Raw genomic sequence first — 8990 nt, 5'->3', positions numbered from 1 at the left:
CCATGCAACACCTATTGCAGGCGGCTTGAGGATTTTATCTCTTGAGATATACGGTTTTCAAGGAGCCGTTGGTATTTTCTATGTGGGAAGTTTGAGTTAAACAATATTTTTCTTGAAAATTACTGATAATAAATCTGTGAAGCAAACAATATGGCCAAAAGGTACAGCAATGGATGAACTGTTTTCCCTTGTCCACTTACCAGCTTCAGCAGCGCATAGATGATGATTCCCATCCCTACTCCATTGGCTATACTGAAGGTAAGCGGCATTCCCACAATAGTGAAAAAGGCCGGAAAGGCTTCCGTACTGTCATGCCAGTCAATATCAACCAAACTTTCCACCATAAAGGCACCGGACAAAATCAGCGCCGGAGCAGTAATAGCTGGCACCGCTGCCACGCATTCCGCTATTGGCTCACAGAATATCAGTAAAAGGAACAGTACCGCCGTTACCACGGAAGCAAACCCGGTACGGCCACCCGCCAATACACCAGTTCCTGATTCCACATAGGCTGAGGTTGGTCCCGTGCCAAATATAGCCCCACAGAAGCTACCAATTGAGTCAGCCAAAAGAGCACTTTTCAAATGGGGAAATTTACCATCCTTAATAAGCCCCGCCTGACGGCCAATCCCCAGCATAGTTCCAGTAGTATCAAACAGAGTTACCAAAAGCAAGGTAAATATTACCATGGGCAGTAGATGTATTTCCTGAAAACTTAACTGCAAAAAGGTATGCTCCAAGCCATGTGGCATGGAAAAAAAATGCTCCGGCAAAACTAACTCGCCTAACCCCCAAGCCACCAAAGCTGTGACAACCATTCCCAGAAAAATAGCACCCTTTATCCGCAGCACCGTTAACCCCATGGTAATGAACAGCCCAAAAATCGTCAAGGCGGCCGTTGGCTTGGTAACATCCCCCATTGTCACCAGAGAGCTGGTTGACCCCACTACCAATCCACCATTTTCCAGACCAATAAGGGCTACAAACAATCCAATTCCGGCGCCCATAGCCATTTTGAGAGACTCGGGAATAGAGTTTATCAGCATTTCCCGGAAAGAGGTAAGTGACAAAACAATAAACAGTCCGGAAGCCAACAGTGCAGCTCCCAGAGCCGACTGCCAAGCCACCCCGCCTGCCCGCATGACAGTATATACCAGATAGGCATTTATACCAATGCCTGGCCCTATAGCAATCGGATAATTGGCTACTATTCCCATTATTAGTGTAGCAATTACTACGGCTGCAATAGTTGCCAGATAAACTCCGCCGAAATCCATGCCACCGGCCGCGAACATGGTTGGGTTGACAATGACTATATACATCATAGTCAAAAATGTAGTCACACCGGCTAAAATTTCCGTTAACCAGTTAGTATTGCGTTCTTTTATGGAAAACCACTGAGAAAAATTCATTTTTCAACTCCATCTATAGCCGCTTACAACTTATTTGTCAAAAAATTCGTTTTCCACGGCCATGCACAACATATGATATACCGGCAAATGTAATTCCTGAATTTTATATGTTTCCGTTTCTGGCACGCAAATGGCAATATCGCACAAAGCCTTCAGACGGCATTCCCGATTGCCAATGAGACCGATAGTCTTTATCCCCTTGACCCGGGCCATCTGCGCCGCATAAATGACATTGGCAGAATTGCCGGAGGTACTGATACCAATCAGAACATCCTCCGCTTTACCCAAACCCAACACCTGCTGAGCCATAGCTAAATCCGGAGCCTGATCATTGGCAAACGCGCTGTTTAAAGCCACCGCATTCATAAGAGAAACCGCTGGCAGGGCTCCCTGCAGGTTATCCCGCAGATAATCTGCCTCCGTCGGGCATATTTTTTTCATTTTTTCATACAGGGCATCATCAATGGGCCGTTTCAAAATAAAGCCCTTCATCAGCTCCCCCACAATGTGCTCTGCGTCAGAAGCACTGCCACCGTTGCCACACACCAACAGCTTGCCGCCATGACGGTAGGACTCACAGAGAGCCTTTACGGCATCCCTCAGACTTTCCCTACAGGCGGCCAAGGCCGGATATCTGGCTATCAAATCATCCACCTTGGAAAATGTAGTTTCTTTCATAAAATGTGTCACCTCGTATCTTTTATGAGTCTAATGTAAAATTACTTGCCAATGAGGTAATACCCGTCGGGTCGATCCTCATCCGCCTCACACCTCATCCACCTACAGGGCTAGCTTCGCGTCGCGTCGCAATACCGGTGGCTTCCTTATTTACTTCTATCAATTAGCTGCTGCAGTTCACGCACTTGGTTAAGATGCGTTTCATAATCCAAATCGTTGGCATCATATTGCATCCGCTTTTTCAGCTCCTCTATGCGCTTTTGCAGCTTTTCTTTTACTTCCTGACTAAGTGCCATCCTACCACCCCATTTTTAAAAATTATAACGCAATTGTTCAAATTTTCCCATTATTAAATGGGAAAATATTCTATTTGGCGTTTCGTCGAAATTTAAATAACAACATACAAAAAGGGACTAGCTACGCTAGTCCCTTTGGGAAAGGCTTATGAATTATGCTTCTTCTTCCCGGAAGCGGTCTACGATACAAGCGCAGGCAGCATCACCGGTGATATTAACTGCGGTACGAAGCATATCAAATATACGGTCTACACCGAAGAGAATTGGCAGAGCCTCGATTGGAATACCGGCAGCTACCAGTACAGCAACTACCAGCAGGGTAGGACCAGGTACACCAGCCTGACCAACTGCACCCAAGGTAGAAGTAACGATGATGGCCACATACTGACCAAAGCTCAGCTCCATGCCATACATCTGGGCAATAAAGGTAGCTGCCATGGCATAGTATGCAGCATTACCATTCATATTGATGGTAGCACCCAATGGCAGAGCAAAGGAAACAGTACCCTTGTTCAAACCGAACTCTTCCTCATTGGTCTTCATATTGAGTGGCAAAGTAGCCATGGAAGAAGCTGTGGAGAAGGCGAATACCTGGCATTTCCACATGCTCTTAAAGAACTGGATATACCCAACCTTCTTGGAGAACATGGCCACAGTTCCACCAATCATCACATAGGTAACAATAGCCAAAACAACTACATATAGAACAATAAGGTTGATGATTTTCACCAGCACATCATAACCAAAGGTACCAGTGGCGTCAGCCATCAATGCAAATACACCGATAGGAGCTACACACATAATGGCAGTCATAACCTTGATAAAGATTTCAGTAAAGAAATTGAAAATTTTAACCATAAACTCTTTCTTCTCAGCCTCGAGAGCGGAAAGAGCAAAACCTACAAACAGAGCAAATACGATGGTCTGCAGAATATTACCCTGTACCAGGGCAGCAAACGGATTGGTTGGAACGAAACCTATTACCGTCTCCCAAAAACCTGGTATCTGACCACTCTGGGACATATCGATATCGATAGCTGCCTCGGAAATAGCAGCCATATTGATACCAGCACCCGGCTTGAACATCTCACTGAAGAACAAGCCCAGGGCTACTGCTACCGCCGTGGTAACACCATAATAAATAAAGGTTATAAGACCGATTTTTCCAGCACCCTTGGAATTTCCCAAAGAAGCAGCTCCACCCACCAATGAGAAAAAAACCATAGGTACTACTACCATTTTGATCAGTGACATAAACAAATCACCAATTGGAGCAAACATGTGGGCTGGTGGACCCATCACCAGACCAACAACAGCACCAAGTACAGTGGCAATTATAATCCACTTGCCCAGGCTGTCGAGAATTGAACCCTTACTTTCTTCTGACATACTTTCTCTCCTCCTAAAACTAAATTTAATTGAAAATTCGCACAATTTCCAATCTTTCCTAAATCAATTATAGTAATTCCAGCCTGTTTTGTCCACCGATGAAAAACATTTTTTAATTTGTTCCCCCAAAAAATTAAAATTCTTCATTTTCCAGCAAAAAAACAGTGCTTTTAGAGTATAATTATAACGCCATTGTTCAAATTTTTCTTCTTTAGAAGAAAAATCTTCCAATTAGCGTTTCCCTAAAGGACTAACTCACTTCGTTCGTGTCGCAACGAGCTGGGAGATATGTTAGCCAGCTGTTGTAATTTGTTTTCCCCCACCTAAAGAGGTGGGGGACATCTTAAAGATCGTTATAAAGTAATTTGACAGAAAGCAGGTTCACTTATGGAACAAAATTTTTTTGAACAGCTTGCCGCCCAAACAAAGGCCACTATTGAGGAATATAAAAAGAAGAGTCAACTCTATACCACCAAACGGACTATTGCCTTTATCCTCATTGTCATATCGGTGGCGGCTGCCTATGACTTTGGCCATACTTGGCTATTTTCCCTGTCTGTAGCTATTTTGGCCTGTTTCTTTTATTTGATAAAAGCCCATAGCGATTTGCACGATGACCTTATCTATGCAGAAAATAAGTATCAGGTCATAAACAATTATTTGGCAAGATATACCGGTCAGTGGTCAAAATTTCCTGACAATGGAAGCGATTTTACTGAACGAGGGTTTACTCAAGATGCAGATCTCAATATAATCGGCCCATCCTCAATATATCAGTATTGCTCTGTGGCCAGAACCCATGCCGGGCGGCGCCTGCTGGCCAATCGACTGACCCCCTTTCCGGTAACCAAAGAAGAATTACTGTGCCGGCAGGCAGAAACACAATTTTTTATTGAACATCCTACAGATGCCCTGCATCTCCAAGCTCTCAGTCTACAAATCCCCTTAAATCACCGTATGGATAAACTGCTGAATTATCTGGCCGACCGGGAAGGTGATTATCCGGCTTTCTTTACCAAAATAAGCATTTATTTTCCTTTACTATCCATGGGACTGCTGGTATTATCCTTGTTCAATGTAGTACCGATGCAGGTACCCTTGATTCTATTTTCCCTGCAGTTGGCCGCTGCCCTGCTGCTGTTACCTAAAACCAGCACCCATATTACGCCATTATACAGGCTAAATAAGGAACTGGTATATTACTATCAACTGCTCAATGCCATGCAGGATATACTGCCTGACACCATCGGTCATATCAGCCGGGATGAAATAAAAAAAGCTCTGGCACCCATTAAACAGCTGGGAAAATTATGTGTATTGGCCGAAATGCGCCATAATTTCATTCTTCTTTTTCTATTAAATTTTCTCTTCCTGTGGGATTTTCATATTGTAAATCTCTTTACAAATTGGCAAAAAAAATACGGTACGAAGCTGACCTATTGGCTTTCCTTGTGGAATGAAGCAGAAGCAGCCATCAGCTTGTCCACCATTGGTCACACCAGAAATGACACCGTTATGCCAATACTCATCGAGGCAACAAGTCCCAAACTGGAAACAGAAAATCTCCATAATGTGCTTATTCCAGAAAAAGACAGCATTGCCAATTCCATTGACTTAACCCCATCACTGAACATTATCACCGGTTCAAATATGTCCGGCAAGACCACCTGGCTACGAACTTTGGCCAGTGCCTGCATACTGACTTATGCCGGAGCGCCGGTATGCGCTACAAGATTTGCTATCACTCCTATGACTGTCCTTACCTCCATCCGGGTAAATGACGATATGGCTAACGGCATCTCCACATTTTATGCCGAACTGACCAGAATAAAGGCTATGATTACCGAAGCAGAACAAAATAAACAGCTTTTTCTGGTTATCGATGAAATATTCAAAGGAACTAATTCCGCAGACCGCATCATCTGTGCCAAAACGGCCCTTGACCACTTAACCATGAGAAATGTCATCACCATGGTATCCACCCATGATTTTGAACTGTGCCGTATTGAAGTCGGCAGTGAACTGCCAGTTAACAATTATCATTTTGAAGAACACTATAGGGATAATGAACTCGTCTTTGATTACCTGATGAAGGATGGGCCATGCCAAACCACCAATGCACAATTCTTGCTAAAGATGGTGGGAATAGGGTAATTACTAATTATGAATGAAGAATGCGAAATGAGAAGCTACTGATTAAAAAGCATGAATGGACAATAACTAATTAGAAAGTGTTGTCAGGATTGTGTCATAACAAATTAAAAACCGGTATTATAACGCCATTGTTCAAATTTTTCTTCTTTAGAAGAAAAATCTTCCAATTAGCGTTTCAACGAGCTGGGAGATATGCTCGCCAGCTATTGTAGTTTGTTTTCCCCCACCTAAAGAAGTGGGGGACATCTTAAAGCTCGTTATAGAAAACTACATACAAAAAGGACAGGAGCAATTTGCACCCGTTAGCGTGGGGTACAAATTGTTCCTGTCCTTATTTTTTAAATTATTCTGACAGCAGCTGCTTGGCAGTAAACTGATCCGTTATGAGTACATTAGCATAACGGCCCTTCAACGCTGCTTTGATGGCCTGAACCTTGGCTTCGCCACCGGAAATCATTATGCTATGTTCCTTTGACCGCAGTTCATCAAGGGTTATACCTACTGTTCTTGCATCCAATTCCTTGTTGCATATCCGTCCATCTGCATCAAAAAATCTGGAACAAATATCTCCCACAGCTGTTTTCTGAATTTTGGTTTTTTCATCTGCATCAGTGTAGCCCAACCGGAAAAACAGGGCATTTGGCCGCACAGTACCAACACTGAAAATAGCTATATTGGCATGGTTACCCAACTCCAAAACCCGTTTTATATGACGGTCCTGATCCACCATTTCCTTTACCTCGCGACTGCCAAATATAACCGGCAACGGCAGATACTGGGCAATAGTGGTATAGTTATTGGAAAAATTATCCAATATATCCTTGGCATAGTTCCGCCATTTGGAATGAGTAACACCACCCTCCAGCTGAACAATCTGCGCCCCCTTCAGTTCCTTCGGCAGTAACGAACAGGACATATTATATAATGTGGTCCCCCAACCAACACCAATAATATCGCCATCCTGAACGATAGAATCCAGATACTCAGCTGCCTTTATACCAATGTACTTTTTAATTTCATTTTCGTCATTTAGTGTAGACGAAGCTATCCGGACTTCCTGGAGATGATACTTCTCCACAAGCATCTGCTCCATATTGGACATATCCTCTATCGGGTCCATAATCTGGATTTTTACATACCCCTTGTCCTTGGCATATTGCAACAATCTTGATACTGATGGCCTGGATATGCCCAGCTCCTCGGCAATACGCTGCTGGCTGTATTCAGACCGGTAATAAAGCCTTGCCACATTTATGGAAAGCTTATCCCTATCGCGGTTCATAACCCCTATCCTCCCCCACAATTTCCTACAGATAAGAATTCTTGTTCACATAATTGTAAACACAATTTCATTATCTATGTTACAAATGTAAAAATCAAGTATTTAGCATCAAGAGATGAAAAAATTCTGAAAAATTATAAATTTATTTACCAATATTTTATCTTGATTTATATTACTAATTATCACTTGGTCATAATTGTCTAAGTGCCTACACAGCAAGGCTTTGAGGATTTTTTACTATTCAGAATTAAGGTTAAAATCCGCCTATCGTAGATAGCATCAACATTCATAACCACTTTTACTCTCTTGACATTTGAAATATCAGCTTTTATACTTAGGCTATGGTTAATAAACTTAATTAACAAGCAGGAGGTATTATTGATGAAACTTTCTAAGAAACATGCTTTAGCAGCGGGGGTATTAGCTGCAGTAGCAACTATGGGTATCCAGAGCTTCGTAGCTCCAGCACAGGTTGAGGCAAAGGCAGACCTCGACACTTATTTCGATTTTGAGCCACATCGTGGTGGTCGTGATGCTCGTCCAGAGAACACTCTTTACTCTTATGCTTATGCAATCGAGATGGGTGGTACTTCCATCGAGTGCGACATGCAGCTCACTGCTGACAACCAGATCGTAATGAGCCATAACCCTGTACTGAACCCAGACATCACTCGTTATAAGGGAACCAACAAGTATGTTGAGGCTGGCAAGTACGATCTCCGTACTATGACTGTTCCTGAAATCAAGAAGTTCGATGTTGGTGTTATGGACCCTATTACCAATCCAGATCATTACTACAATGGTCATGGTAAGTCTCAGGTAACTCCAGCTAGTGCTGAGATTCCTACTATTGATGAACTCTTCCAGCTGATCAAGGATTCCGGTTATCAGGGCCTCGTAAACATCGAGACTAAGTCCTATCCAGATCCTGAGTATCCAGAGGGTTACAAGCATACTCCTGATGTCAAGAAGTTCGTTCGCGTATTCTATGACAAGGTTAAGCAGTACAACATGCAGGATCATGTAGTTCTGCAGTCCTTCGACTGGGCTACCTTGATTGAAATGAAGAAGATTGACCCTAACATCACTTGCTCCGCTCTGTGGTGCGAGCAGCCTTCTTGGGGTCGTGATTCCGAGTGCATCCGTATGTTCGAGCCAAACATTTCTCCATGGCTCGGTGGCTTGGATGTAAGAAAGTTCCCAGGCAGCTCCGTAAATGCTAAGGTTATCAATGCAGCTCATTCCTTCGGTGCAGAAGTTATTTCTCCATACTATCCAGAAATCAGCACTGATGATGTAGATCTTGCACATTCCTTGGGCATGAAGGTTGTTCCTTGGACTGTAAACAGCATCGAAGCTATGGATCAGCTCTACAACATGGGCGTTGACGGTATGATTTCCGATAAGCCTTGGATTCTCCGTGCTTACCTCGAGAAGAAGGGTGCTAAGCTCCGTCCTACCAAGAAGGTAGCCGTAGCTAAGTATCACCTCGAGCCAAACCATCGTGAAGTTGATACTCACAAGATGGCTGGCGGTACTGACGCAGCTTACTAATATCCTGCTTGGATAAACAAATTGAACTCAGCTCCTTTTGGGGCTGGGTTCTTTTTATTTCTCTTGTACCAGTCCCTGTATTGTGCTTTAATAATAATACAGAGGTGAGACTATGAATGAACAGAACAAAAACCATACTGATGAAAAGATCATAAATAATGAAATAAATGACCACACTGTAGATAACAATATAAATACAGCTGAAATCAATGATACAAATGCACA

Annotated in this window: 7 protein-coding genes; 2 read left to right on the top strand and 5 right to left on the bottom strand. The window is 43.1% G+C overall.

Going from position 1 to position 8990, the window contains the following annotated elements; genetic code table 11:
* Positions 1-119: 119 nt before the first annotated feature.
* The 4 genes from QZV24_RS07715 to QZV24_RS07700 all read right to left on the bottom strand — a co-directional run bounded on the left by QZV24_RS07715 (position 120) and on the right by QZV24_RS07700 (position 3775).
* Positions 120-1412 (bottom strand): NCS2 family permease, encoded by a 1293-nt coding sequence (locus tag QZV24_RS07715; protein WP_294522435.1) that lies wholly within the window; start codon positions 1410-1412, stop codon positions 120-122.
* A 30-nt stretch (positions 1413-1442) separates the two neighbouring features.
* The gene (locus tag QZV24_RS07710) at positions 1443-2090 is read right to left on the bottom strand and encodes an SIS domain-containing protein (RefSeq protein ID WP_294522433.1); all 648 of its coding nucleotides are present in this window, start codon (positions 2088-2090) and stop codon (positions 1443-1445) included.
* Between the two features lie 146 nt (positions 2091-2236).
* Positions 2237-2386 (bottom strand): aminoglycoside phosphotransferase, encoded by a 150-nt coding sequence (locus tag QZV24_RS07705; protein WP_294522430.1) that lies wholly within the window; start codon positions 2384-2386, stop codon positions 2237-2239.
* 153 nt (positions 2387-2539) lie between these two features.
* A complete protein-coding gene (locus QZV24_RS07700) occupies positions 2540-3775 on the bottom strand; it encodes a dicarboxylate/amino acid:cation symporter (RefSeq protein ID WP_294522427.1) in 1236 nt (411 codons plus the stop codon).
* A 387-nt stretch (positions 3776-4162) separates the two neighbouring features.
* Between QZV24_RS07700 and QZV24_RS07695 the strand changes: the two genes are divergently transcribed.
* Positions 4163-5929 (top strand): MutS-related protein, encoded by a 1767-nt coding sequence (locus QZV24_RS07695; RefSeq protein ID WP_294522421.1) that lies wholly within the window; start codon positions 4163-4165, stop codon positions 5927-5929.
* A gap of 343 nt (positions 5930-6272) precedes the next feature.
* On the opposite strand, the gene QZV24_RS07690 is transcribed toward QZV24_RS07695, so the two are convergent.
* Complete coding sequence (locus tag QZV24_RS07690; RefSeq protein ID WP_290655419.1) at positions 6273-7211, bottom strand: sugar-binding transcriptional regulator; 939 nt, start codon at positions 7209-7211, stop codon at positions 6273-6275.
* 381 nt (positions 7212-7592) lie between these two features.
* On the opposite strand from QZV24_RS07690, the gene QZV24_RS07685 reads away from it, so the two are divergent.
* Positions 7593-8765, top strand: a complete 1173-nt coding sequence (locus QZV24_RS07685) for a glycerophosphodiester phosphodiesterase family protein (protein WP_294522416.1) — start codon at positions 7593-7595, stop codon at positions 8763-8765.
* Positions 8766-8990 lie beyond the last annotated feature (225 nt).

The organism is uncultured Anaerovibrio sp. (assembly GCA_902786545.1).
In the GTDB taxonomy this organism is placed as follows: domain Bacteria; phylum Bacillota; class Negativicutes; order Selenomonadales; family Selenomonadaceae; genus Anaerovibrio.
The sequence above is the reverse complement of the archived record's forward strand: the minus strand, read 5'-3'. Positions and strand labels throughout refer to the sequence as shown.

What these genes read in the sequence shown, in the direction of transcription:
- QZV24_RS07715 (WP_294522435.1), bottom strand. Translation starts at nt 1,412, where the DNA reads ATGAATTTTTCTCAGTGGTTTTCCATAAAAGAACGCAATACTAACTGG.
- QZV24_RS07710 (WP_294522433.1), bottom strand. Translation starts at nt 2,090, where the DNA reads ATGAAAGAAACTACATTTTCCAAGGTGGATGATTTGATAGCCAGATAT.
- QZV24_RS07705 (WP_294522430.1), bottom strand. Translation starts at nt 2,386, where the DNA reads ATGGCACTTAGTCAGGAAGTAAAAGAAAAGCTGCAAAAGCGCATAGAG.
- QZV24_RS07700 (WP_294522427.1), bottom strand. Translation starts at nt 3,775, where the DNA reads ATGTCAGAAGAAAGTAAGGGTTCAATTCTCGACAGCCTGGGCAAGTGG.
- QZV24_RS07695 (WP_294522421.1), top strand. Translation starts at nt 4,163, where the DNA reads ATGGAACAAAATTTTTTTGAACAGCTTGCCGCCCAAACAAAGGCCACT.
- QZV24_RS07690 (WP_290655419.1), bottom strand. Translation starts at nt 7,211, where the DNA reads ATGAACCGCGATAGGGATAAGCTTTCCATAAATGTGGCAAGGCTTTAT.
- QZV24_RS07685 (WP_294522416.1), top strand. Translation starts at nt 7,593, where the DNA reads ATGAAACTTTCTAAGAAACATGCTTTAGCAGCGGGGGTATTAGCTGCA.